The organism is Salinicoccus halitifaciens, assembly GCF_021026095.1.
In the GTDB taxonomy this organism is placed as follows: Bacteria; Bacillota; Bacilli; order Staphylococcales; family Salinicoccaceae; genus Lacicoccus; species Lacicoccus halitifaciens.
Window position 1 is genome coordinate 388370 of record NZ_JAJNCU010000001.1, and the last position, 24866, is coordinate 413235.

22 protein-coding genes and 1 other annotated feature are annotated in these 24866 nt (G+C 50.5%); all 22 genes read left to right on the forward strand.

Going from position 1 to position 24866, the window contains the following annotated elements:
• Positions 1-261 precede the first annotated feature (261 nt).
• Positions 262-1110: a rod shape-determining protein MreC gene (gene mreC / locus LPW40_RS01900; protein WP_230820544.1), complete on the forward strand. Its 849-nt coding sequence runs from the start codon at positions 262-264 to the stop codon at positions 1108-1110.
• Between the two features lies 1 nt (position 1111).
• Positions 1112-1630 carry a rod shape-determining protein MreD gene (gene mreD / locus LPW40_RS01905; protein ID WP_230820545.1) on the forward strand — a complete coding sequence of 173 codons (519 nt, stop codon included), beginning with the start codon at positions 1112-1114 and terminating at the stop codon, positions 1628-1630.
• Between the two features lie 42 nt (positions 1631-1672).
• Positions 1673-1744: a sequence feature (ribosomal protein L21 leader region), on the forward strand.
• A 13-nt stretch (positions 1745-1757) separates the two neighbouring features.
• The gene (rplU, locus tag LPW40_RS01910) at positions 1758-2066 is read left to right on the forward strand and encodes a 50S ribosomal protein L21 (protein WP_072708083.1); all 309 of its coding nucleotides are present in this window, start codon (positions 1758-1760) and stop codon (positions 2064-2066) included.
• The gene (locus tag LPW40_RS01915) at positions 2066-2386 is read left to right on the forward strand and encodes a ribosomal-processing cysteine protease Prp (RefSeq protein WP_230820546.1); all 321 of its coding nucleotides are present in this window, start codon (positions 2066-2068) and stop codon (positions 2384-2386) included. The genes rplU and LPW40_RS01915 overlap by 1 nt, the downstream gene beginning before the upstream one ends.
• Before the next feature lie 11 nt (positions 2387-2397).
• Positions 2398-2682, forward strand: coding sequence for a 50S ribosomal protein L27 (rpmA, locus tag LPW40_RS01920; protein WP_230820547.1), 285 nt, complete (start codon positions 2398-2400; stop codon positions 2680-2682).
• Between the two features lie 109 nt (positions 2683-2791).
• Positions 2792-4072 carry a GTPase ObgE gene (gene obgE, locus LPW40_RS01925; RefSeq protein WP_230820548.1) on the forward strand — a complete coding sequence of 427 codons (1281 nt, stop codon included), beginning with the start codon at positions 2792-2794 and terminating at the stop codon, positions 4070-4072.
• A gap of 8 nt (positions 4073-4080) precedes the next feature.
• Positions 4081-4656, forward strand: a complete 576-nt coding sequence (ruvA, locus tag LPW40_RS01930) for a Holliday junction branch migration protein RuvA (protein ID WP_230820549.1) — start codon at positions 4081-4083, stop codon at positions 4654-4656.
• A gap of 10 nt (positions 4657-4666) precedes the next feature.
• On the forward strand, positions 4667-5695 hold the full coding sequence (ruvB, locus tag LPW40_RS01935; protein WP_230820550.1) for a Holliday junction branch migration DNA helicase RuvB: 1029 nt from the start codon (positions 4667-4669) through the stop codon (positions 5693-5695).
• 2 nt (positions 5696-5697) lie between these two features.
• Positions 5698-6747 carry a tRNA preQ1(34) S-adenosylmethionine ribosyltransferase-isomerase QueA gene (queA, locus tag LPW40_RS01940; protein WP_230820551.1) on the forward strand — a complete coding sequence of 350 codons (1050 nt, stop codon included), beginning with the start codon at positions 5698-5700 and terminating at the stop codon, positions 6745-6747.
• A complete protein-coding gene (gene tgt / locus LPW40_RS01945; protein WP_230820552.1) occupies positions 6731-7876 on the forward strand; it encodes a tRNA guanosine(34) transglycosylase Tgt in 1146 nt (381 codons plus the stop codon). The genes queA and tgt overlap by 17 nt, the downstream gene beginning before the upstream one ends.
• Positions 7877-7894: 18 nt before the next feature.
• Positions 7895-8155 carry a preprotein translocase subunit YajC gene (gene yajC / locus LPW40_RS01950; protein WP_097038576.1) on the forward strand — a complete coding sequence of 87 codons (261 nt, stop codon included), beginning with the start codon at positions 7895-7897 and terminating at the stop codon, positions 8153-8155.
• A gap of 59 nt (positions 8156-8214) precedes the next feature.
• The gene (secD, locus tag LPW40_RS01955) at positions 8215-10533 is read left to right on the forward strand and encodes a protein translocase subunit SecD (RefSeq protein WP_230820553.1); all 2319 of its coding nucleotides are present in this window, start codon (positions 8215-8217) and stop codon (positions 10531-10533) included.
• Between the two features lie 55 nt (positions 10534-10588).
• Positions 10589-12862, forward strand: coding sequence for a single-stranded-DNA-specific exonuclease RecJ (gene recJ / locus LPW40_RS01960; protein ID WP_230820554.1), 2274 nt, complete (start codon positions 10589-10591; stop codon positions 12860-12862).
• Complete coding sequence (locus tag LPW40_RS01965; RefSeq protein WP_230820555.1) at positions 12852-13370, forward strand: adenine phosphoribosyltransferase; 519 nt, start codon at positions 12852-12854, stop codon at positions 13368-13370. The genes recJ and LPW40_RS01965 overlap by 11 nt, the downstream gene beginning before the upstream one ends.
• A gap of 101 nt (positions 13371-13471) precedes the next feature.
• A complete protein-coding gene (locus tag LPW40_RS01970; protein ID WP_230820556.1) occupies positions 13472-15628 on the forward strand; it encodes a RelA/SpoT family protein in 2157 nt (718 codons plus the stop codon).
• A 9-nt stretch (positions 15629-15637) separates the two neighbouring features.
• A complete protein-coding gene (dtd, locus tag LPW40_RS01975) occupies positions 15638-16090 on the forward strand; it encodes a D-aminoacyl-tRNA deacylase (RefSeq protein ID WP_230820557.1) in 453 nt (150 codons plus the stop codon).
• A complete protein-coding gene (locus LPW40_RS01980) occupies positions 16090-16836 on the forward strand; it encodes an N-acetylmuramoyl-L-alanine amidase family protein (RefSeq protein ID WP_230820558.1) in 747 nt (248 codons plus the stop codon). Before dtd ends, LPW40_RS01980 begins: the two co-directional genes overlap by 1 nt.
• Positions 16837-17145: 309 nt before the next feature.
• Positions 17146-18405: a histidine--tRNA ligase gene (hisS, locus tag LPW40_RS01985; protein WP_230820559.1), complete on the forward strand. Its 1260-nt coding sequence runs from the start codon at positions 17146-17148 to the stop codon at positions 18403-18405.
• A gap of 3 nt (positions 18406-18408) precedes the next feature.
• A complete protein-coding gene (gene aspS / locus LPW40_RS01990; RefSeq protein WP_230820560.1) occupies positions 18409-20169 on the forward strand; it encodes an aspartate--tRNA ligase in 1761 nt (586 codons plus the stop codon).
• Between the two features lie 226 nt (positions 20170-20395).
• Positions 20396-22039 carry a gamma-glutamyltransferase gene (gene ggt, locus LPW40_RS01995; protein WP_230820561.1) on the forward strand — a complete coding sequence of 548 codons (1644 nt, stop codon included), beginning with the start codon at positions 20396-20398 and terminating at the stop codon, positions 22037-22039.
• Positions 22040-22068: 29 nt separating this feature from the next.
• Entirely contained in the window at positions 22069-23682 is a 1614-nt protein-coding gene (locus LPW40_RS02000; protein ID WP_230820562.1) for an L-lactate permease, read from the forward strand.
• A gap of 36 nt (positions 23683-23718) precedes the next feature.
• The gene (locus tag LPW40_RS02005) at positions 23719-24798 is read left to right on the forward strand and encodes an acetamidase/formamidase family protein (protein ID WP_230820563.1); all 1080 of its coding nucleotides are present in this window, start codon (positions 23719-23721) and stop codon (positions 24796-24798) included.
• Positions 24799-24866 lie beyond the last annotated feature (68 nt).

Below are 24866 nucleotides of genomic sequence, written 5' to 3' on the forward strand. Positions count from 1 at the left end.
GTATCCCCTTGATTCATAAGTGATATATAGTTAACATATAGTTATACAAAGACGACATAACAAGGTCACTTGTTCACAGGGACAACACCTTTTGATAGAACACTCTGTTCTAGATATCATATATTATATTATTATCTTTCAATAGAGGGGCCGGGAAACCGGCCCCTGTTTTTATGTGATTTTTCCGTAATATATATATTTATTAAGCGTGCCTGGATATGGTATTCTTTTATATACATGGTTTACCGGAGGAGTGGCTCAGTGAATAAACTTTTAAACAGGAATAAGATGCTGATCATCTTATTCGGAATCATTATATTGATAGTATTCATAGGATTTTCCATGACGGACAGGTCGTCGACGACGAAGGCTGAACAGTTTACAGGGGATACGGTCGCCGCCTCCCAGTCCATCATCGGGGCACCCGTCCAATTCGTTTCGAATATATTCTCGAGCGTGACGGGGATGTTCGGGGCTGCGACGGAAAACGAGGCGCTCCGCGCCCAGCTGGAAATGATGCCCCAGATGTATGCGGATATCGAACGTCTGGAGGCTGAAAACGAAAAGCTGCGGGATGCCCTTGAAGTCAGTGCAAAAAGGAAGTACAACACGATCAATTCAAGGGTGATATCCCGTTCCCAGGACCAGTGGCTGAATAACTTCACCATCGATAAAGGCGAGAATGACGGTATAGAGGAAGGGATGGCCGTCATGACACCTGAAGGCCTGATCGGCACGGTCAAACGGGTCAACGGCAACTCGAGCTTTGTCGAAATGATCACGACCAGTGTTTCCCAGAACAACTTATCGGTGGAAATCCATAATGGCGATGACACGATTTACGGTGCAATCGACCGGTATGACAGTGAAAAGGGACTGCTTGTCATCGACAACATACAAAATACTGCGACCGTCGAGGCAGGCGACCCGGTGTTCACAAGCGGCCTAACGGGGGACTTCCCGGAAGGTCTTAACGTCGGGGAAGTGGTGCAGGTTGAAAATGATGAATACGGATTGAGTCAGAATGCATTCATCCAGCTCTTCAGCGATCCATCCGAAGTGGATGTCGTGTTCGTGCTGGAGCGCGATCCGGAATCGCAGGTCGATTGATATGAGGGTCGTTGTAATATTCATGATGGCGCTCGTACTGATGTACGGAGATTTTTTATTCGCGGAATTCAGCCCCTTCAATCTTGGCCAGCTTACCGTATATACGGTACCGAAGCTCCTCCTCATGTTCATCCTCCTGATGTCGGTCTACATCAATCCGTCGATCAGCAGCTTCTTTGCGATCGTCTTCGGTGTGCTGATCGATATATACAGCGGACTTGTCTACGGGGTGCATACATTCGGCATGGTGGCCTTCGTGCTCTTCATGCATACGGCATTCAGGGTGTTCTATAAGGACTTTGTGGCGATGGGTTTCGTCGTGTTGGTCCTCACATTCCTGTATGATGCCTACGTTTATATGATCTACAGGATACTCGGCCTTGTCACGCTGCCTGTGTTCGACTACATCGCCCTCCGGGGTCTGCCCAGCCTGATATTGAATGCGCTGCTGTTCATCATCGTATTCATCATCACACTGAAGACTTCCAAAGTGCGTAAAAACCTGCTGCCCAAACATTGACACGGGGTGTGGCGGTTGGTATAATCTAGAAGTTGATAAATTTGTAAACATCAACCGCTCAATCATGGGTCCAAGTGATGAATCCACCTGTGGATGGCGTGTCTTAAACAAATCAGGAGGTGTAAGTATGTTTGCAATCATTGAAACCGGCGGTAAGCAGGTTAAAGTGGAAGAAGGTCAGACGATCTTCGTTGAAAAGCTGGAAGCAGAAGAAGGTGCAACGTTCACTTTTGACAAGGTGCTTCTCGTAGGAGGAGACAGTGTCAAAGTAGGTGCCCCTACAGTGGAAGGTGCAACTGTATCGGCGAAAGTTGAAAAACACGGCCGCGGCAAGAAGATCACAGTTGTCAAATTCAAACGCAGAAAGAACTACAAGCGTAAACAAGGTCATCGTCAGCCTTATACAAAACTGACAATCGAAAAGATCGAAGCTTAATGATTAAAGTCAATATTCATGAAGACGCCCATGGCCGCGTCAAATCATTCGAGATGAGCGGGCATGCGGATTTTGATGAGTATGGGAAAGATATTGTCTGTGCGGGTGCCTCGGCAGTCGTGTTCGGCAATGTCAATGCAGTGCTTTCCATGACGGAATCGGATCCGGAGATTGATCTCGGGGAAGACGGGGGATATCTTCATTTCAACGTCGCCGATCCGGATGATGAAAAACTGCAGACGATTCTTGGAGCGATGATCATTTCATTGAAGACGATTGAAGAAGAATACAATGAGTATATAAGAATCGAATATTTGTGAGGTGAATGACAATGCTAAAATTAAACTTACAGTTCTTTGCATCGAAAAAAGGTGTAGGTTCGACAAGAAACGGACGTGACTCCGAATCAAAACGCCTTGGTGCGAAAAGGGCGGACGGTCAATACGTCACAGGTGGATCCATCTTATTCCGTCAGCGCGGTACGAAAATCCATCCGGGTGAAAATGTAGGTCGCGGCGGCGATGATACATTGTTTGCAAAAATTGACGGCGTGGTTAAATACGAACGTCTTGGACGCAACAAAAAACGCGTTTCCGTTTATCAGGAAGCGAAATAATTTTTGTAACCTAAAGCATCAGCGGCTGCTGATGCTTTTTATTTTGATTGCATAAAAGTACATAGTATTTTTATCAATGGTATAATATTAAAGTGATTGAGGTGAGAATATGTTCGTAGATCAGGTAAAAATATTCTTAAAGTCAGGCGACGGCGGCAATGGACTCGTCGCATACAGGAGAGAGAAGTATGTGCCGATGGGCGGACCGGCCGGCGGCGACGGCGGTGACGGGGCAAGCATCATTTTCGAAGTGGATGAAGGTTTGAGGACGCTGCTTGATTTCCGCTACCAGCGCCATTTCAAGGCGAAACGCGGGGAAAACGGCATGAGTTCGAATATGCACGGTAAAAACAGCGAACCGCTCATTTTGAAAGTGCCGCCGGGCACCGTCATCAAGAAGGTCGAAGACGGTGAGACACTTGCGGACCTTACGACGCACGGCCAGCAGGCGGTCATCGCTAAAGGTGGACGCGGCGGACGCGGGAACTCGCGTTTTGCATCCAGCCGCAATCCGGCACCGGATTTTGCGGAAAACGGTGAACCGGGTGAAGAATTCGAAGTCACACTTGAACTGAAGCTGATGGCTGATGTCGGGCTGATCGGATTCCCGAGCGTCGGCAAATCGACGATTTTGAACAGTGTATCGAGGGCGAAGCCGAAGATCGGCGCCTACCACTTCACGACGATTGCACCGAATCTCGGTGTCGTGCAGTCGGGCGACGGCCGTTCATTCGTCATGGCGGATCTTCCGGGGCTCATCGAAGGGGCTGCGGAAGGCTCCGGACTCGGTCACCAGTTCCTGCGTCACATCGAGCGGACGCGTGTCATCGTCCATGTGGTGGACATCAGTGAAATGGAAGGCCGCGATGCTGTGGAGGATTACCACGCCATCCGCAGGGAACTCGGTGAATACAATCCGGTGCTCCTTGAACGTCCTGAAATCATCGTCCTGAACAAGACGGATCTGCTGGAGGATAAGGAAGTCATCGACTTGTTCATCGAGGAAGTCGGCAGTGATAAGGAAATCATCCCGATATCCGCTGCGACCAATGAAAACCTGCAGCCGCTGCTCTACAGGATTGCCGACGCACTTGATGCCGCAGAAGAGGCGGAAGTGGAAATCGATGAGACTGAAGAGCGTGTCGTATACAGGCATGAAAAAGACCCGGATGCATTCAAGATCAGCCGTGATGATGACGGTGCCTATGTTGTCAGCGGGCCGAGCATCGAGCGGATGTTCATGATGACCGATTTCAACCGGGATGCTGCAGTCAGGAGATTTGCCCGCCAGATGCGTTCAATGGGCATTGATGATGCCCTTCGCGAAAGAGGGATCCAGACAGGGGATACTGTGAGGATACTTGGCGGAGAATTTGAATTTGTAGAATAGGTGAGGAAATGTATCAGTATATAGAAGGTACCGTGGCAAAAGTGTCCCCCCACAACATCACGATAGACGTCTCGGGTGTCGGGTATTTGATTCATGTCCCGAACCCATTCCGTTTTGAGAGTGATCTGGGGACGAAGCTCCGCATATTCACTGAATTGATCATCAGGGATGACAGCCACACTTTGTACGGTTTCAAGGAGGAGGAAGAAAAGTCACTCTTCCAGAACCTGCTCAAAGTGAAGGGCATCGGCCCGAAAAGTGCACTTGCCATACTGGCATCGAGTGCACCGGACGATATCATCACTGCAATCGAGCGGGAAGATCAGGCGTTCATGAGCAAGTTCCCGGGGATCGGGAAAAAGACCGCAAGCCAGATCATCCTTGATCTGAAAGGTAAACTTGAAGCGGGCGGCGGATCTTCCGCACCGGTGGATGACGATCATGTCAAAGAAGCGGTGCTTGCACTTGAAGCCCTCGGCTACAGCAGGAGGGAACTTGCCAAAGTGGAGAAGAAACTGCATGCAGAAAGCTTTGAATCGGTGGATGCCGCAGTGAAGGCAGGCCTGAAATTATTAGTTCAATAGAGGTGTTATTATGAATGTACATGATGACAGAATTTTAGATGAACATCAGAATGTGGATGATATGGATATTGAAATGTCCCTCCGTCCCGAGTATTTGAAGCAGTATATCGGACAGAGTGCGATGAAGAGGAATCTTGAAGTGTTCATTGAAGCTGCAAAAATCCGCGGGGAAGCGCTCGACCATGTCATTTTGCACGGCCCGCCGGGTCTCGGCAAGACGACGCTTTCGAACATCATCGCCCGGGAGATGGAAGTCAATATCCGCACGACTTCCGGGCCGGCCATAGAGCGTGCGGGGGATCTCGCCGCCATTTTGTCGAGCCTTGAGCCCGGGGACGTCCTGTTCATTGATGAAATCCATCGTCTGCCGCGTGCTGTCGAGGAAATCCTGTATTCAGCCATGGAAGACTTTTTCATCGACGTCGTGATCGGCAAGGGCGAAGAGGCGAGGAGCATCCGCATCGACCTGCCGCCGTTCACACTCGTCGGTGCGACCACGCGTTTCGGCAGCCTGAGTGCGCCGCTGCGCGACCGTTTCGGCGTCCAGCTGAGGCTTGAGTACTATGATATCGACAGCCTGATCACCATCGTGCACAGGACATCTGAAATCTTCAACATCGATATCGATGAAGACAGTGCCATCGAACTTGCGAAGCGTTCGAGGGGGACGCCGAGGATCGCGAACCGCCTCCTCAGACGGGTCAGGGACTTTTCCATGGTCAAAAATGAGACGTCGGTCTCCCTTGAGACGACCAACCACGCCCTGAAGGTGCTTGAAGTCGATCCGATGGGTCTCGATCCGGTGGACCACCGCATCATGAACACCATCATCGATACATATAATGGCGGTCCGGTCGGACTGGAGACGGTTGCTGTATCGATAGGGGAGGAAGTCATCACCCTGCTTGATGTATACGAGCCTTTCCTGATCCAGCAGGGCTTCCTTGAGCGGACGCCGAGGGGCCGCAGGGCGACGGCGAAAAGTTATGAGTATTTCAAACAGGGCGTACAGCCGAAAGTTTTTGGAAATGAGGAATGATTTTGAAGCTTGAAGAGTTTGATTTTGAACTGCCGGAAAATTTGATCGCACAGACACCACTGGAAAACCGCACAGCAAGCCGGCTGCTCGCATTGAATAAAAAGGACGGCACAATTGAAGACGGCACGTTCAGTGATATCGTCAAGTACTTCGATAAGGGCGATGTGCTCGTCCTGAATGATACGAAAGTGCTGCCTGCACGCCTGTATGGTGTGAAGGAGGATACGGGTGCGAAAATAGAGATGCTCCTCCTCACCCCGGTGGAAGGCGGTTATGAAGTGCTGATCCGCCCGGCCAGGAAAGTGAAGGAGGGGACGAAGGTCGTCTTCGGCAATGGCGAGCTCGTTGCAGAATGCACTGCAACTTTCGATGAGGGCATCCGTCATGTGAAGCTGCATCATGAAGGGATACTTGAAAATGTCCTCGATGCACTCGGTGAGATGCCGCTCCCGCCTTACATCAAGGAAAGGCTTGAGGATAAGGACAGATACCAGACGGTGTATGCAAAGGAAACCGGTTCGGCTGCAGCGCCGACCGCAGGACTCCATTTCACAAATGAACTGCTTGAAGAGATTGAAGCATCCGGCGTCAAAATCGTCTATATCACCCTCCATGTCGGCCTCGGCACCTTCAGGCCGGTGAGTGCAGAGACGATCGAGGATCATAAGATGCACTCGGAATATTATTTGATTTCAGGTGAAACCGCTGATATATTGAATGAGGCGAAAAGTGCCGGCCAAAGGATCATCAGTGTGGGCACGACCAGCACGCGGACACTCGAGACGGTCGTGAGGGACCACGGCATGTTCAAAGCCGCAAGCGGATTTACGGACATTTTCATATATCCGGGGTTCAAGTATCAGGCTGTGGACACGCTCATCACGAATTTCCATCTGCCGAAATCCTCGCTCGTCATGCTGGTGAGCGCATTCAGTTCAAGGGAGAATATCCTGGATGCATATCAACACGCCGTTGAAAAAGGTTACCGCTTCTTCAGTTTTGGGGATGCGATGATCATCCATGGAGGTAAAAAAGATGGCAATACGCTATGAACATATAAAGACATGTAAACAGACGGGCGCACGGCTCGGCAAGCTCCATACGCCGCACGGTGTGATCGATACACCGATCTTCATGCCGGTCGGGACACTTGCGACGGTAAAGTCCATGACACCCGAAGAACTTGCAGATATAGGGAGTCAGATCATACTGTCGAACACTTACCACTTGTGGCTCAGACCGGGCAGCGACCTCATCCGGGAAGCGGGCGGACTCCATAAGTTCATGAACTGGGATAAGCCGATACTGACCGACTCGGGAGGATTCCAGGTATTCAGCCTGAGCGATACACGGAAGATCGAAGAGGAGGGCGTCCATTTCAGGAGCCATCTCGACGGGTCCAAACTGTTCCTGAGCCCGGAAGGCGCCATGGACATCCAGCATGACCTCGGCTCCGACATCATGATGTCATTTGATGAATGTCCGCCGATACCTGCTGAACACAAATATGTGAAGGATTCGATAGAGCGGACGACAAGGTGGGCCGAAAGGGGCCTCGAACACCATCTGAAAAAGGGCCGGGATAAAGATCAGGCACTGTTCGGCATCGTCCAGGGCGGCGAATATGAAGATCTACGCGCCCAAAGTGCAAAAGACCTGGTCAGCATGGACTTTCCGGGCTATTCCATCGGCGGGCTGTCCGTCGGTGAACCGAAGCCGGTGATGTACAGGATGCTCGAGCACACCATCCCGCTGCTTCCGGAAAATAAGCCCCGCTACCTGATGGGCATCGGTTCTCCGGACTCCCTCATCGAAGGTGTCATCCGCGGAGTGGATATGTTCGACTGTGTGCTGCCGACCAGGATCGCAAGGAACGGAACGACCATGACATCGAAAGGCAGGGTGGTTGTGAAAAACAAAAAATTCGAACGTGATTTCACGCCGCTCGACCCGAACTGCGATTGTTATACATGTAAAAATTACACTAAAGCCTATCTTCGCCATCTTTTTAAAGCAGATGAAATACTCGGGCTCAGACTTACCACTTATCATAACCTGTATTTTCTGTTAAAATTGATGGAAGATGTTCGAAGTGCGATTTTAAATGATAATTTATTGGATTTTAAAGAAGCGTTTTTCGAGTCATATGGATTGAATGTTGAAAATCCAAAAAACTTTTAAAGGAGTGTTATAAGAAGAATGGAATTTATCATGCCACTATTACCTTTTATTGCAATCATCCTGGTAATGTATTTCCTGATGATCCGCCCTGCCCAAAAGAAGCAGCGTGAGGTCCAGCAAATGCAGGAATCATTGCAGAAGGGCGATGACATCATCACCATCGGCGGTGTTCACGGCCGTGTCGAGTCATTCGACCAGAAGCATATGTACATCCTCACGGATGATCAGGGTACAGTACTCAAGTTCGAAAGAGTTGCATTAAAAGAAGTTGTTAAATAATCCAAAGTCGGCACTCGTTGTCGGCTTTTATATTTTAATTTGGCATCATTAACGTTATAATGGGTACGTTAAGTTGTGAAAAAATAGAGGTGTCACATTTGAGGAATAAGTTAAGTTACATAATTTTGGCTTTGATCGTGAGCATCGGCCTGGTGACGGTCGTCTCACTCACTGCAGAAGATGTTGGGGAGGACGTCAGTCTCGGGCTCGACCTGCAGGGCGGATTCGAAGTGCTGTACGAAGTGGAACCGCTGAATGAGGGGGACGAAATTGATGATACGGCAGTCACCAGCACTGCGAGTACACTGGATTCCCGTGTGAACGTCCTCGGGGTCTCGGAACCCAATATACAGATAGAAGAGGGGAACAGGATCAGGGTCCAGCTTGCCGGCGTGGAGGATCAGACTGAGGCGAGGGAGCTGCTCAGCACACAGGCTGAACTGACCATCCGGGATGTGGAGGACAATCTCCTCCTGTCGGGTGCCGACCTGGTCGAAGGTGGTGCAAGCCAGAACTTCGATGAATTCAACAACCCGATTGTCTCCTTGGAACTGAGGGATGCGGAGCAGTTCAGGGACATCACGGAAGAGATTTCCGAGCGCCCGCCGGGTGAGAACCTGATGGTCATCTGGATGGACTTCGTCGAAGGGGAGGATTCCTTCATCGAGGAAGCCCAGAAGGAAGATCCGAAATTCATCTCCGCTCCGACTGTGAGTGAGCCGATCTACTCGACGGAAGTCATGATTTCCGGCGGTTTTGAAGGCCAGGAAGGCGTGGAGCGTGCACAGAATATCGCGGCACTTTTGAACTCCGGTTCCCTGCCTGTGCAGCTCACCGAGGTGTATTCGACTTCCGTCGGGGCGCAGTTCGGTGAGCAGGCGCTGCAGGAGACGCTCATCGCGGGCCTGATCGGTGTCGTGCTCGTATTCATATACATGATTGGATTTTACAGGCTGCCGGGTCTGGTGGCGACGGTCACGCTGATCGTCTATATCTACCTGACGGTTTTGGGCTTCAATATGATCAACGGGGTCCTGACACTCCCGGGAATCGCCGCCCTCATACTCGGGGTCGGGATGGCGGTCGATGCCAACATCATTTTATATGAACGGCTGAAAGACGAACTGCGGATCGGCCGCAACATAAAGACGGCTTACAAAAAAGCGGCGCAGAATTCGATCTGGACGATCCTGGATGCAAACATCACCACCTTGATAGCAGGCCTTGTGCTGTTTGCATTCGGCACGAGCAGTGTGAAAGGGTTCGCCACCATGCTGATCCTTTCCATCGTGATGAGCTTCGTCACTGCTGTATTCCTGACAAGGGTGCTGATGAGGCTCATCATCCATTCCGGTTACCTGAACGACAAATTGTGGTTGTTCGGAATCAGGGAAAAAGACAGGTTCAAACTGAGCGAAGGCAAGGATATCGAAGATCTGAAGACACCTTGGGATCGATTCGATTTCGTGAAGCATACGAAGAAATACTTCATCTTCAGCGGGGTGCTCCTGCTGCTCGGCCTTGGCGCACTCGCCGTCTTCAACCTTAACCTCGGTGTGGATTTCACAAGCGGCACAAGGGCGGATATCGAGACGACCGATGAAGCCGGTGTGGACGAAGTGGAAGCCACACTCGCAGAACTCGGCACGCCGCCGGACAGCATCACCACCTCCGGTGAAAATATCGTGGTGGCACGGTACACCGTTGATCTGTCGCAGGATGAAGTGACGATGCTCCAGGACACTTTCGAAGAAATGTACGGCACGGTCCCTATGATCAGCACCGTCAGCCCGACCATCGGCCAGGAACTGGTGCGGAATGCGATACTCGCCCTGCTGATCGCGTCGGCCGGCATCATCATTTATGCATCCATTCGCTTCGAGTGGCGGATGGCATTGCCGGCGGTCATTGCGCTGATGCATGATGTGTTCATAATGGTCGCTTTGTTCTCAATACTCAGGATAGAAGTGAACATCACGTTCATCGCTGCCGTCCTGACCATCGTCGGTTATTCCATAAATGACACGATTGTGACATTTGACAGGATCCGTGAGAACCTGCGCAAAATCAAGGTGATCCGGAGCGAGGAGACGATCGATATGATCATCAACCGGTCACTCAGGCAGACGGCGACCCGGTCCATCAATACGGTGCTTACAGTCTTCCTGGTCGTACTGCTTCTCGTGATGTTCGGAAGCAGTTCGATATTCGGCTTCAGCCTCGGTCTGCTGATCGGGCTGGTGAGCGGGGTCTATTCCTCCTTCTTCATCGCCATCCAGCTGTGGGGCGTCCTGAAGAAGCGCCAGCTCAGGAAGAACGATGGTGAACTGGTCGTCTATGAAGACAGCAAAACGAATGATGAGAAGATCTTAGTTTAATACTATTTAAGAATGCCTGGAGGTTCCGGGCATTTTTTTGAAGGATGAAGAATCTATGTTTAAATCCAAGTATGAATGGAAAGTCCGTAATACTGGCGAAGTGCTGCCGGAGTCACTCAAAAAAAAATACCGCCTGAACAGCTTAGAGCAGCATATATTGGAAAACCGGGGCTATACGACCGACGAACAGCTTAAAAGCCTCTACGAAACCGGGACCCATGATGAGAATGGCATCTTCTCCATGGATGAGGCCGTCTCGAGAATAGAAACAGCTGTGGCCGGAGGGGAAGGCATCCTCATATACGGCGACTTCGATGCGGATGGCATCACGAGCACCGCGATTCTTTACTCGGCACTGAAAAGTGCCGGTGCGGTTGTGGATTATATCATCCCAAACAGGATCGAGCATGGGTACGGTCCGAATATCGATCTCTTCAAATCACGGGTCGTCGGCCGCTATGATCTTGTGATCACGGTGGACAACGGCGTTGCTGCAGTGGATGAGATCGGATTCTTGAAAAGTGAAGGCATCGATGTGATTGTAGCGGATCACCATGAGTTTGCACATACACTGCCTGATGCAATCATCGTCCACGCTGCACATCCGGAAGGGGAGTATCCGTTTGAACACCTTGCCGGTGTCGGGATCACCTATAAACTGATCACCGCCCTCGGGCTCGCCACTGCCGACATGCTCCAGCTCGTGGCCATCGGCACGGTCGCGGATATGGTCAGCATCACCGGTGAAAATAAAAAGCTCGTCATCGACGGTCTGCAGCAGATCAACGCAAACCCTTCGACGGGGGTAAGGACGCTGCTGTCCGTTTCGGGACACACGGGTTCCGTGGATGAGGAAACCATCGGCTTCGGCATTGCCCCGAGGCTGAACAGTTCAGGGCGGATTGCAGATGCGGAAATCGCAGTCGAATTACTGCTGACGGAAGATCGTACGAAAGCTTTCGAGCTGGCCTCGGAACTTGAGGCCCTGAACGATGAAAGGAAAGAGATCGTCATTGAAACATTCACCGATGCAACCGGACTCTATGAAGAGGATGAGGACATCATCATCGTCCGCGGTGAAGACTATCATCCCGGTGTCATCGGCATCGTCGCCTCGAAACTGACGGAGGCTTACGGCAAGCCCGCCATCGTCTTCACTTTGGACGGTGCCGTATACAGGGGCTCCGCCCGTTCGATCGACGGGTTGAACCTGCTTGAGGCTGTGAGGGAAAAGGATGGATTCATCAGCAAAATCGGCGGCCATTCACAGGCGTTCGGCATCGAAGTGGCGGCTCATGAATTCAATGAATTCAAAGAGGCCGTCGAACAGCATTTCAAGGACAAGGAACTGTCACTCAAACCCGTGAAATACATCGACATGATGATTGAAAAAGATGAGTTCAAATTGGCCGAATTCGAACGGTTCGAAAATTTGAAGCCTTTCGGGCAGGGTTTCACCAGGCCCATCTTCATGATCAATCAGGGCCGCATCGAGAGCGTGCGGCAGGTCGGCAAAGACAGGAACCACATCAAAATCACCTTTCAGGACATATCCATCGACACCATCGGCTTCAACTTCGGGCATCTCTTCCATGAAGTGTCCGCCGGGGACAGGATCAGCCTTGTCGGGACGGTCAACATCAATGAATTCAACCAGACGAGGTCACTTCAGATGATCATCCAGGATGCGGAAATATCCAATGTCCAGATCATTGATATGCGCAGCCGGGTGAACCAGAACTTCGACATGATATCGGTTGAAGATCATTTTTTGATCAACCGCGGCAGGGAGAAGAAGTCCCAAAACTATTACCATTACGGTGAGCAGCTACCTTTTGCGATTGACACGCTCGTGCTGCGTGATCTGCCGGAGTCACTCGAGCTGCTCGGAGAATCGATCAGAAACATCCACGTCTCCAAGATCATCATGATCTTCAATACGAAGGAAGAATTTTATTTCACCGGGGCGCCGGACTTCGGCCTTGTGGAAGGCGTATACCAGCTGATCGGCAACAGGGAGGACGGTTCCATCAATCTGGCCACCGACGCCCATGCTTTTGCGGCACACTTCAATATCAGCATGAAAATATTAAAAATGGTCACAGATATACTGGAAGAACTCGGGAAAATCGAAGTGAAAAATGGTATAATCAATAAGAAAGATACAAATAACGAACTCACTGAAAGTGAAGTCGAAAATTCGAAGGTTAAATCTGCCATCGATCAGAGGATTCAATCAGAGGCTAAATTGAAAATGTCCTCGACACAGGAATTGAAGAACTACATTAAGATATTGATTGCAGATGATGGAGGAAATAATGAATCTTAAAGAGTATGTATCAGAAGTACAGGATTGGCCCAAGAAGGGTGTAAGCTTCAAGGACATCACGACGATCATGGACAACGGCGAGGCGTATGGCTACGCGACCGACCAGATCGTCGAGTTTGCCAGGGAAAAGGAAGTCGATATCGTCGTCGGACCGGAGGCGAGGGGGTTCATCATCGGATGTCCCGTGGCGTACAGCATGGGCATCGGTTTTGCGCCTGTCAGGAAAGCGGGCAAGCTGCCGCGAGAAGTCATAGAGTATGAATATGACCTCGAGTACGGCTCGAACACGCTGGCGATGCACAAAGATGCGATCAAACCGGGTCAGCGGGTGCTGATCACAGACGATCTGCTCGCCACAGGCGGAACGATCGTCGCGACGATCAAGCTCGTCGAGGCACTCGGCGGCATCGTCGCCGGAATCGCGTTTCTGATCGAGCTTGAATACCTTGGCGGCAGGAAGCTGCTTGAAGGTTATGATGCGATATCATTAATCTCATATGATTCTTAAAAAGTCTGTAAAACCAGGCTTTTTTTTATAGCGGGATTTATTTGTTTTATGAATTATAGTATGATGGTTCTATCTATTTTAATATAAGGGCGGTGAAGGTCATGAGCAGGGAATATCCATATACGAGAGACGATGTCATAAAAATGTGTGAAGCTTATTTGTCCGACGATGACTTGAAGATGATCAAAAAAGCTTATGACCTGGCATTTGAAGCACATGACGGGCAGTTCAGGAAAAACGGTTTGCCTTACATACTCCATCCGGTCCAGGTGGCGGGGATATTGGCTGAACTGAAGCTGGACGGCCCGACGATCATCGCAGGGTTCCTGCATGATGTCGTCGAGGATACAATCTACACTTATGATGATCTCGTCGAGATGTTCAATGAAGAGGTCGCAATCATCGTGGACGGCGTGACAAAGCTCGAGAAGGTGAAATACCGTTCCCGCCAGCAGCAGCAGGCCGAAAACCACCGTAAATTATTCGTGGCCATCGCAAAGGACATCCGGGTCATATTAGTGAAGCTCGCCGACCGGCTGCACAACATGCGGACGCTGAAGGCCATGCCTGAAGACAAACAGTACAGAACATCGCTTGAAACGCTTGAAATCTACGCACCGCTCGCTCACAGGCTCGGTATTTCAAGCATCAAATGGGAGCTTGAGGATACGGCGCTCCGTTACATTGAACCGAAGCAGTATTTCAAGATCGTGAGCATGATGAAGAAGAAGCGCAGCGAGCGTGAGGACGTCATCAGCGAGGCCATCGATAAAATCGAAGCGGAAATGAAGAAGACGAATATCGAGGGCAGCCTGTCGGGCAGGCCGAAACACATCTACAGTATATACAAGAAGATGAAGAAGCAGAGCAAGCAGTTCGACCAGATATTCGACCTGCTGGCTGTCCGGGTTCTGGTGGATAACATCAAGGACTGCTACGCGGTCCTCGGCGTGATCCATACGATCTGGAAGCCGCTGCCGGGACGGTTCAAGGATTATATCGCGATGCCGAAGCCGAACATGTACCAGTCTCTGCATACGACGGTCGTCGGGCCGCAGGGTGACCCGCTTGAGATACAGATCAGGACTTATGAAATGCATGAAATAGCGGAGCACGGGGTTGCTGCTCACTGGGCTTACAAAGAAGGCAAGGATACGGGCATCGACTGGTTCAAGGAACTCGTCGACCAGGAAACGTCATCACCCGATGCCGAGGAATTCATGGAAGCGCTGAAGACGGATCTTTTGAGTGATAAAGTCTACGTCTTCACGCCGAACGGCGATGTGATCGAACTGCCGAAAGGTGCGGTGCCGATCGACTTTGCCTATCAGGTGCACTCGGAAGTCGGCAACCGGATGATCGGCGCCAAGGTGAACGGGAAAATCGTCACGATCGACCATCCGCTGGAAACGGGGGACATCGTCGAGATCAGGACGAGCAAGCAGTCGTACGGGCCGAGCATGGACTGGCTGAAGCTTGTGAAATCAAGCAGCGCCAAAAATAAAATCAGATCATTCTTCAAAAAGCAGGACCGGGCAAGCAATATTGAAAAGGGCAGGCTCGCGGTCGAAGCGGAAATCAAAAAGCGCGAACACAAGCCGGATGATATATTGAAGGATAAGTACATCGAACCGGTGCTCGACAGGTACAACCTGAACAATGAAGAGGATTTGTATGCGATGATTGGCTTTGGCGGTGTGACCGCACAGCAGGTGGCGAACCGCCTGATGGAGAAATTCAAGTCATCCGAAGGTGCCACGGCCAATGATGTAGAGGATATCGACCGGTCGCATCACTATAAGGAGATATCCACCGAATCCGGAGTTTATGTGGAAGGTATGGACAACCTGCTCATCAACTTATCCAAATGCTGCAACCCCATACCTGGTGACGACATCACCGGTTACATCACAAAAGGGCACGGGGTCAAAGTCCACGTATCGAGCTGCCCGAATATCGTCAACGAAACGGAACGCATCATCGATGTGGGCTGGGTCAAAAATAAGAATAAGGACCGGAAATATCAGGCGGACCTTGAAATCAGAGGATATGACCGTGCAGGCCTCGTGAACGAAATATTGAATGTCATCGCCAGCACCAAATTCCCGATTACCCACGTAAATGCCAAAAGCGACGTGGATAAATATGCCAAGGTCAATGTGTCCGTGATGGTCCAGAATACGACCGACCTGTACCGGATCGTCGATAAGATCAAACAGCTTAAAGATATTTACAGTGTCGAGCGAGTATTTAAATGAGGTGAAAAGATGAAGGTGGTTCTACAGAAAGTCAGGGATGCCCGTGTGGTGAAACAGGATCTGTATAATGAGATCAATCACGGATATGTACTCCTTGTAGGTGTCAGTGAAGAATCGACGTCGGCGGATGCAGTGAAGCTTGCCGAAAAGATCGCAAAATCCAGGAACTTCGAAGATGATGAAGATAAAATCAACCTTTCGATCGATGATGTCAAAGGCGAAATTTTGAGCATTTCCCAGTTCACCCTGTATGCCGATGTCAAAAAGGGCAACCGGCCGAGCTTCACTCGGGCTGCCAAGAGTGACCGTGCAATCGAATTGTACAAAGAATTCAATACGGCACTCGAAAGCTATGGCCTGACGGTGAAAGAGGGCTTTTTCGGCGAGCACATGAATGTTTACATCAATAACGACGGCCCCATCACCATCATTTACGAGTCCAGGGACGGCAAGATCCTCTGATGAACAGTGTAAGGAAAGGTGCGGATGGGTTCGTACAAACATTCATCCGGTTTTTAAAGAACAGGAAGCCTGCCTACCTTATCCCGCTCTTCTTCATTTTATCTGCAGTTGCGGTCATATCAATTGTCTACTTCATGTTTTTGACCGTGTCGGCCCTTGCCGGGGGCGGGGATGATGAAGAATGGACTTACGTCGCGATGGATTTTGACCAGGAAGCGGATATATCATTCGACGGGGAGACAATCATCATCGATCCCGGCCACGGTGGCAGGGACCCCGGCGCTCCGAGCGTATCGGGCAAGACGGAGGCTGAAATCGTCTACAGCATCGCCCTCAAGACTGCAGAAACGCTTGAAGCTGCAGGCGCCGATGTCGAATTCACGAGAGGGCAGGATGAATATGCCTCGCTCGATGACAGGGAAGTCCAGGGGGACTTATTCATCAGCCTGCATAGTGATGCGATGAACGACGCTTCCATCACCGGCTTCACGACATATTACACGTATGAATACCAGCGTGAATTTGCGGAAACGATGAACACTGCACTGGACGGATATTCAAAGTTCCGCAACCGCGGTACGCATCAGTCGAATTATCAGGTCACATGGCAGCTCGATTATCCCGCAGTCCTGATCGAACTGGGTTATTTGAGCAATGAAATCGACGACAGGCTGTTATCCGATGAAGCATACCAGGACTTGATGGCCCGGGCCATCGTCGAAGGCATACACGATTATTTGTATTGATTGTCTTGACTTTGAATGGCCGAATGACTAATATATACATTAATATAAATGAAAATCATTTGATCTGAAGAGGGTATATCACAGCGGGTTCCAGAGATGTTCACATATGCTGAAAGTGAACACCCGTAAAATATATCTGCCGACACTTCGGAGGAGATGCTGTCATTGACAGACGGTGGCAATCGTTATCATGCCAAAGGATCGATCCGGAGCGGGATCGGTCAAATTAGGGTGGCAACACGGCAATTTCGTCCCTTATACCTTTCGAGGTATAAGGGGCTTTTTTTATTTTATGAGGAGTGGTGAAGAATGATTCAAATACCAAGAGGGACGCAGGACATACTGCCCGGGGAAAGTTACAAGTGGCAGGTCATAGAAGAGAAGTTGAGGGAAATCGCTGCAAATTACAATTACCGGGAAATCCGCACCCCTGTCTTTGAAGCGACAGAGCTGTTCGTGAGGGGCGTCGGCGGCTCGACGGATATCGTGAACAAGGAAATGTACACTTTCGAGGACAAGGGCGGGCGCAGCCTGACTTTGAGGCCTGAAGGCACGGCACCGGTCGTGAGGAGCTATATCGAAAACAAGATGCAGCACGACGTCAACCAGCCGGTGAAAGTGTTCTACAAGGAACCGATGTTCAGATACGAGCGGAAACAGAAGGGACGCTACCGCCAGTTCGTACAGTTCGGCATTGAAGCCATCGGTGTGGAAGATCCGCTGATTGATGTCGAGGTGCTGAGCATGCTCATGCACATTTACCAGTCGTTCGGACTGAAGAACCTGAAACTCTATATCAACTCGATCGGCGACCATCAGAGCCGGAAGGAATACAACGATGCGCTCGTCAGCCATTTTGAACCGAGGATCGATGAATTCTGTGCCGACTGCCAATCCAGAATCGACACAAACCCGATGAGGATCCTCGACTGCAAAAAAGACAGGGATCACGAACTGGTCAAAACAGCGCCCGTCATCTATAACTTCCTGAATGAAGAGTCCAAGGCATATTTCGAGACGGTGAAGGAAAAGCTGACCGATATAGGCATCGAATATGAAGTGGATTACAACCTGGTCAGGGGGCTCGATTATTATACACATACCGCTTTCGAGCTGATGAGTGATGCTGAAGGCTTCGGCGCGATCACCACGCTTTGCGGCGGCGGCCGGTATAACGGCCTGCTCGAACTGCTGGACGGCCCGCACGAGACCGGCATCGGATTTGCACTCAGCATAGAGCGGCTGCTGATGGCCCTGGAGGCGGAAGGCATTGAGCTTGAACAGCCTAAAGGCATCAAGCTGTACATCTGCACGATGGATGACAATTCATTTGATAAGGCCGGCACTCTGCTGCATGAGCTCAGGACGAAGGGCATCAGCGCCGATATGGATTATAAGCGCAGGAAATTGAAAGCCCAGATGAAAGATGCCGACAGGAAACGTGCTGAACATGTCATCGTCCTCGGGGAAGATGAAATCAATTCCGGCGAGGTCGAGCTCAAGAGCATGCAGGACGGGGCGTCCCAGAAGATGAACATAGATGAACTGAAAAACTACTTGGAGGATTAAAAAATGACTAGAGCATTCATTTCAGAAACGATTGGCAAAGAGGCGGGGGCATCCGTCCAACTATCCGGCTGGGTCCAGAGAAGGCGCGACCTCGGCGGACTGATCTTCATTGACCTCAGGGACCGGAGCGGTGTCATCCAGATCGTCTTCAATCCGGAAGTTTCGGAAAAGGCGCTGAACACAGCGGAAGATGTACGGAGTGAATACGTCATCAATATAAACGGTACGATATCAAAGAGGGATGCATCACAGGTCAATCCGAATATCGATACCGGGGAAATCGAGGTCATCGTTGATGAAATCGATGTGATTTCAAAGGCGAAAACACCGCCGTTCCATATTCAGGACGAGACCGTCACCGAAGACGTCAAACTGAAGTACAGATATCTGGACTTGAGGCGGCCGAAACTGCAGAACATCCTGAAGCTGCGTCACCGCCTGAAGCAGAGTGTGAGCCGCTTTTTGGATGAAGAAGGTTTCATCGATGTTGAGACGCCTGTACTTTCAAAATCAACACCGGAAGGTGCACGGGATTATCTCGTCCCATCACGCGTGCATGAAGGTGAATTTTACGCACTCCCGCAGTCGCCGCAGATTTACAAGCAGCTGCTGATGCTTTCCGGAATGGAGAAGTACTATCAGATCGTCAAATGTTTCAGGGATGAGGACCTGCGCGCCGACAGGCAGCCGGAATTCACGCAGATCGATATCGAACAGTCATTCGTCGGTCAGGAAGATGTCATCGCACTGAATGAAAGAATGATCACGCAGATCATGAAAGACGTCAAGGGCGTGGAAGTCACCACACCGTTCCAGAGAATCACCTATGATGAAGCCATGGCGAAGTACGGCGTGGATAAACCGGATACACGGTTCGGTCTGTACCTTCAGGACATCACCGAATTCAGCAGGACGACGGAATTCAAAGTATTCAAATCCACGGCGGAATCGGGCGGCATGGTGAACGCACTTGTCGTGCCGGATCAGGCGGATGCTTATTCAAGGAAAGACATAGACAAGCTTGAAAGCTTTGTGAAGACATATGGCGCCAAAGGTCTCGCGTGGATGAAATCTTCGGAAGATGGATTCACCGGGCCGATTGCGAAATTCTTTGATGAAGAAAAACAGGCTGAGCTCAAATCTTTGCTCGGCATCGGCTCAAACGACCTGGTGCTGTTTGTGGCTGATAAGAAAAAAGTCGTCCATGCATCACTCGGGAACCTGCGCAACAAGCTCGGGAAAGATCTTGGACTGATCGATAAGGAACAGTTCAACTTCCTGTGGGTGACGGACTGGCCGCTCCTTGAGTATGATGAGGACAATGACCGTTACGTCGCCGCCCACCATCCATTCACCTCACCGAAGAAAGAGGATGAAGACAAGCTTGAGACTGCACCGGAAGAAGTGAAGGCCAATGCCTACGACATCGTCTTGAACGGCTATGAACTCGGCGGGGGCTCTATCCGCATCCACGACAGGGTGCTGCAGGAGCGGATGTTCCGTGCACTCGGATTCACCGATGAAGAGCGGGATGAGCAGTTCGGATTCCTGCTTGAGGCATTCACATACGGTGCACCGCCCCATGGCGGCATCGCCTACGGCTTCGACCGCTTCGTCATGCTGCTTGCAGGCACCGACAACATCAGGGACGTCATCGCATTCCCTAAAACCGCAAGTGCAAGCGATCTGATGATGAACGCACCGTCAGCCGTATCCGAAGATCAGCTGGAGGAACTGCACATCAGCGTGAAAACAGAAGAGTGATATACTTGCCTGCTGCAGGAGATTTCATATAAGAATAGTTTTACCCCGGAACCGTACAGAATAGCTCTGTACGGTTTATTTATGTGAAAAATTTACTATTTACATTATACTTGCATGTTTATTATGGTTTTCACATTTCTGACATATAGGTCTACAATTTGAAGTTTATTCCACTGTTGGAAGCGGGAAGACACGGGTTGAATGATTATATGGAAAGGTGATATAAATGTTGGAATCAGGAAACCAGGAAATGGATTTTTTGGAAACCGGCAGAAGTCCTGCGACAGGAAAGCGCGGAGCCGTGACAACGCCGCATTACCTTGCGACGCAGGCCGGTGAGAACATCATAAGAAGAGGCGGCCATGCTGTAGAAGCAGCGATTGCTTCGAATGCTGTGCTGTCGGTTGTATATCCCCATATGGCAGGTATCGGCGGGGATTTATTCGCCCTCATCAAAGACGGGAATGAGGACAATGTACGTGCCATGAACGGCAGCGGTAAAGCTGCAGGGAAGGCGACGATCGATTTTTTCAAAGAGAAAGGATATGACAGCATACCCGAGGAAGGGCCGCTGTCGAGCGGGACCGTGCCGGGTACGGTTGCGGCATGGGAAGCGATGCATGAAAAATACGGCCGTCTGGAATGGGCGGAGCTTTTTGAAGAAGCCGTTTATCACGCGGAAGAAGGTTTTCCGGTGACGGAGAAGCTTGCGGATTTCATAATCCAGGAGAAGGATAAGATCGATCAGCATGATAAGACTGCTGCTGTTTTCATACCGGACGGAGAGCCATTGAAAACGAATGATATTTTAGTGCAGAGTGAGCTTGCCGAAACATTGAAAAGCATCGCAAAAGAAGGTGCTTCGGCTTTCTATGAAGGAGAAGTGGGAGAGAAGATGACTGCTTCACTTCAGGATGCAGGCGGACTGCTGTCGATGGAGGATCTGAAAAATCATAAAAGTGAATGGCAGGATCCGATATCCACGACTTACCGTGATGACTATGAAGTTTATCAATTGAAGCCCAATACACAGGGCGTTGCAGCATTGATGATGCTGAATATTTTCAACCAATTTGATTTCAACCGCTTAAGAGATAACACCCCTCAATATTACCACCTCATGGCAGAAGCAGCTAAGATTACATTTCAATACAGGGACCAGTGGGTGACAGATCCTGATAAGGAACATGTACCCGTCGATGAACTGCTCTCGGATGAACAGACCACCCGGATGCTGGATCATTTCAGTGAAGACAAAGCGAATTTACAGGAAGATCTGAATCGTCTGCCTGCGCTTAAAACCAACAGGGATACGACGTATTTCGCAGCAGTCGATGGAGAGGGCAATGCCGTGTCCATGATACAGAGCGTTTACCATGAATTCGGCTCAGGATTCATGGCAGACGGCGGCTTCCTGCTGCAGAACAGGGGCTCGTTCTTTTCCCTGGACGGCAATCACATCAACAGGCTGGAACCAGGCAAGAAGACGTTCCATACAATCATGCCGGCCATGGTGATGAAGAACGGCAGACCTTATCTTCTGATGGGTTCAATGGGCGGCGAAGGACAGCCGCAGACCCAGAGTGCCCTCATCACAAGGATCGTCGACTTCGGCTACAACGTCCAGCAGGCGATTGAAGCACCGAGATGGCTGTACGGCCGCACATGGGGCGATGACAGTGACTCGCTGAAATTCGAAAAGCGTGTTGCGGACAGCAACATAGAGGCACTTGAAAGCCTCGGCCACGAAGTGGAGATACTGCCTGCCTATTCCCAGACGATGGGGCATGCGCAGGCCATACGGATTGAAGACGGACTTTACGAAGCGGGTGCAGACCCGAGAGGGGACGGCATCGCTCTCAGCTGGTAATTAAATAATAGTAAAGGAGTTTATTGGAAATGGATCATTCACTACCATTGGATATACTACATTGGTCGATGGCCGCGCTGCCGCTGGCACTGCTTTTAATCATGCTGGTGGTCTTCAGATGGTCGGGCGGCACATCCGGCTGGATTGCCGCAGCAGTCGCTGCGGCAATCGCATATTTCCTTTACGAGGCACCGCTCGACAACATGGCGGTCGGTGTAGGTAAAGGGTTATGGGAAGCGCTGTTCATACTACTGGTCGTCTGGACAGCCTTATTCCTTTATCATTCCTCGAAAAAAGCCGGGGCATTTGAAGTGATCAGGGAAGATATAGAGGATTACAGCCAGAACTATCTGTTCCTCGTCCTTGCATTCGGTTGGGTATTTTCATCCTTCCTGCAGGGTGTGGCAGGGTTCGGTGTTCCGATTGCAGTGGTGGCACCTTTACTTATAGGAATCGGCGTCAAACCCGTAGCTGCGGTCGTCATCCCATTGATAGGACACTTGTGGGCCAACATGTTCGGTACGGTCGGCGTCGGATGGATAGCGACCATCAACGCGGTTGAAATAGAAAATATCACTGCAACGCTGTTTTACACCACCCTCATGCTGTGGGCGGTGAACCTGCTCTCAGGCCTGTCAATTGCATTCATATATGCTGGATGGCAGGGCATCAAAGACGGTTTCCTGCTCATCATCACCATCTCGATCATCCATGGCGGAGGCCAGATGATAGTTGCGATGTTCAGCCCTGAGCTCAGCGCCTTCATACCGGCTGCGATTGCCATGGCTGCATTGATCCTGTTTGCGAAAACCAAGAAATACGGTGAAAAATCGAAGTCTGATGAAAAGACGAAGATCATGCAGGATCCAGAGGACCGGGAGGAAACAGAGGAGGAGAGGCCGGACATCTCCATCCATAAGGCATTCATGCCATACTATGTCCTTACTGTCCTGACAGTCGTCGCACTCGGCGTGCCGACGATCAGCAATTTCCTGGATCAGATTGAATTCGGCCCGCCGTTCCCTGAGACAGAGACGGGTTACGGCTTCACCGAGGAGGGGACAGCGGAGTATTCTCCAATATCCCTCACGCATCCGGCCATCTATATACTCCTTGGTGCAATATTCGGCGTCATCTGGTATAAGCGGCTCGGTTTATATGATTCCGGCTACGGGAAGGAAATTTGGGACGGCGTGAAAGACAACGCCCTGGGTGCATCCCTGGCGATTGCCGGTTTCCTGACCATGACAGAAGTCATGGGCGCTTCAGGGCAGATTACAGTGCTTGCTCTGGGCATCGGCACCGTGGCCAACCCGCCGGTATACCTTGCTCTGGCGAACTTCATCGGCCTCATCGGTTCATTCATGACATCCTCGAACACTTCTTCAAACGTGGTGTTCGCGCCATTGCACGGCTCGGTCGCCAATGCGATGGACGGATTGTCGCTGCCGCAGGCCATTGCTGCACAATCGACCGGTGGTGCAATCGGTAATGCAATCGCACCTTCGAATATCATACTTGCAACAAGTACCGCCGGTATCCAGGATAAGATTGCAGATGTCTATAAACAGACACTGATATTCACGCTCATTGCCGCACTGATGGTCTCCGGAATATCACTGATCATTTATTTCCTGGTATAAGAGGGTAAAGATATCATAAACGAAGGGGGTGGAAAAATGCGTTATTCAAATTTGAAAAGCAGTTTGGCAGACCTTATAAAAGATGCAAAGCTTCATGTACTGGAAGCGGACTCCGGCACGGTCCACTGGGGGCACTGGGATAATTCCCTCGCCCCGGTGCTCACTGTCGAGTCTGGAGATTTCGTCTTTGTGGAAACGATCACCCACCAGGCCGGTGATGCACCAGAGCTGATGATGGACGAGACGACGAAGGAAATATACCGTAATATCCCGGAAGAGTCTAGAAAGCCCGGGCCGCACCTGCTTACAGGGCCGATTGAAGTGAAGGGTGCAGAACCAGGCGATATGCTGGAGGTCCAGATTCTCGATATTGAGCCGAGACAGCCATACGGCTCTAATCTGTCGGCACCTTGGGGCTTTTTATTCCATAGAGAGAAGTATGAGGAAAATGAGCACGTCATGATTTATGAATTGGATGATCATGCCCAGTGGCTGACCCAGAAATACAAATACGAATATCCGGGCGCCTATGACGTAAACGGCCGGATCGTTGACGAAAGTGAAATCACAAAAGAAGAAGGGTTTCGGGGAATGCGGATCCCGGCCCAGCTCCATATGGGCACGATCGGTGTCGCCCCGGAGGAGGACGGGAAGATCAGTACCGTGCCACCTTCAAATTTCGGGGGCAACATCGACAACTGGAGGATCGGGGCGGATACAACGATGTATTATCCCGTTTTCAACAAAGGTGCACTCCTCTCCCTCGGGGATGCCCACCTCGCACAGGGCGACAGCGAACTGAACGGTACGGGCGTCGAAGCTTCGGCAAACTGCCTGATCAGAGTGAAGGTGAGGAAGGATTTTCACTTTTCGCAGCCTCTGCTCGAGACGGAGGATGCGTGGCATATCCATGCGTTCAATGAAAACCTGGATGATGCGGCAGAAGAGGCTTCCTTGAAGGCCATCGAGTTTTTGGAGGAATATCAGGACATGACGGAACAGGAAGCCTATTCATTCCTTGCCCTGGCGGGGGAGCTTCAAATCACACAGGTGGTCAATACGAACAAGGGCGTCCATGTCACTATACCGAAAGATGCTTTTGTACCTGAAGTCTGATGTTATAAAAGGCCGTAAACTGTATGGGTTTACGGCCTTTTATCATTTTGCTTTAAGTTTTCAAAAAA

Excerpts from the sequence above, each read along its gene's own strand:
- dtd (WP_230820557.1), top strand. The coding sequence starts at position 15,638 with ATGAAGGTGGTTCTACAGAAAGTCAGGGATGCCCGTGTGGTGAAACAG.
- LPW40_RS01965 (WP_230820555.1), top strand. The coding sequence starts at position 12,852 with ATGAATCTTAAAGAGTATGTATCAGAAGTACAGGATTGGCCCAAGAAG.
- recJ (WP_230820554.1), top strand. The coding sequence starts at position 10,589 with ATGTTTAAATCCAAGTATGAATGGAAAGTCCGTAATACTGGCGAAGTG.
- LPW40_RS02000 (WP_230820562.1), top strand. The coding sequence starts at position 22,069 with ATGGATCATTCACTACCATTGGATATACTACATTGGTCGATGGCCGCG.
- rpmA (WP_230820547.1), top strand. The coding sequence starts at position 2,398 with ATGCTAAAATTAAACTTACAGTTCTTTGCATCGAAAAAAGGTGTAGGT.
- obgE (WP_230820548.1), top strand. The coding sequence starts at position 2,792 with ATGTTCGTAGATCAGGTAAAAATATTCTTAAAGTCAGGCGACGGCGGC.
- LPW40_RS01915 (WP_230820546.1), top strand. The coding sequence starts at position 2,066 with ATGATTAAAGTCAATATTCATGAAGACGCCCATGGCCGCGTCAAATCA.
- LPW40_RS01980 (WP_230820558.1), top strand. The coding sequence starts at position 16,090 with ATGAACAGTGTAAGGAAAGGTGCGGATGGGTTCGTACAAACATTCATC.
- LPW40_RS01970 (WP_230820556.1), top strand. The coding sequence starts at position 13,472 with ATGAGCAGGGAATATCCATATACGAGAGACGATGTCATAAAAATGTGT.
- aspS (WP_230820560.1), top strand. The coding sequence starts at position 18,409 with ATGACTAGAGCATTCATTTCAGAAACGATTGGCAAAGAGGCGGGGGCA.
- LPW40_RS02005 (WP_230820563.1), top strand. The coding sequence starts at position 23,719 with ATGCGTTATTCAAATTTGAAAAGCAGTTTGGCAGACCTTATAAAAGAT.
- hisS (WP_230820559.1), top strand. The coding sequence starts at position 17,146 with ATGATTCAAATACCAAGAGGGACGCAGGACATACTGCCCGGGGAAAGT.
- ggt (WP_230820561.1), top strand. The coding sequence starts at position 20,396 with ATGTTGGAATCAGGAAACCAGGAAATGGATTTTTTGGAAACCGGCAGA.
- ruvA (WP_230820549.1), top strand. The coding sequence starts at position 4,081 with ATGTATCAGTATATAGAAGGTACCGTGGCAAAAGTGTCCCCCCACAAC.
- mreD (WP_230820545.1), top strand. The coding sequence starts at position 1,112 with ATGAGGGTCGTTGTAATATTCATGATGGCGCTCGTACTGATGTACGGA.
- yajC (WP_097038576.1), top strand. The coding sequence starts at position 7,895 with ATGGAATTTATCATGCCACTATTACCTTTTATTGCAATCATCCTGGTA.
- rplU (WP_072708083.1), top strand. The coding sequence starts at position 1,758 with ATGTTTGCAATCATTGAAACCGGCGGTAAGCAGGTTAAAGTGGAAGAA.
- ruvB (WP_230820550.1), top strand. The coding sequence starts at position 4,667 with ATGAATGTACATGATGACAGAATTTTAGATGAACATCAGAATGTGGAT.
- tgt (WP_230820552.1), top strand. The coding sequence starts at position 6,731 with ATGGCAATACGCTATGAACATATAAAGACATGTAAACAGACGGGCGCA.
- secD (WP_230820553.1), top strand. The coding sequence starts at position 8,215 with ATGGGTACGTTAAGTTGTGAAAAAATAGAGGTGTCACATTTGAGGAAT.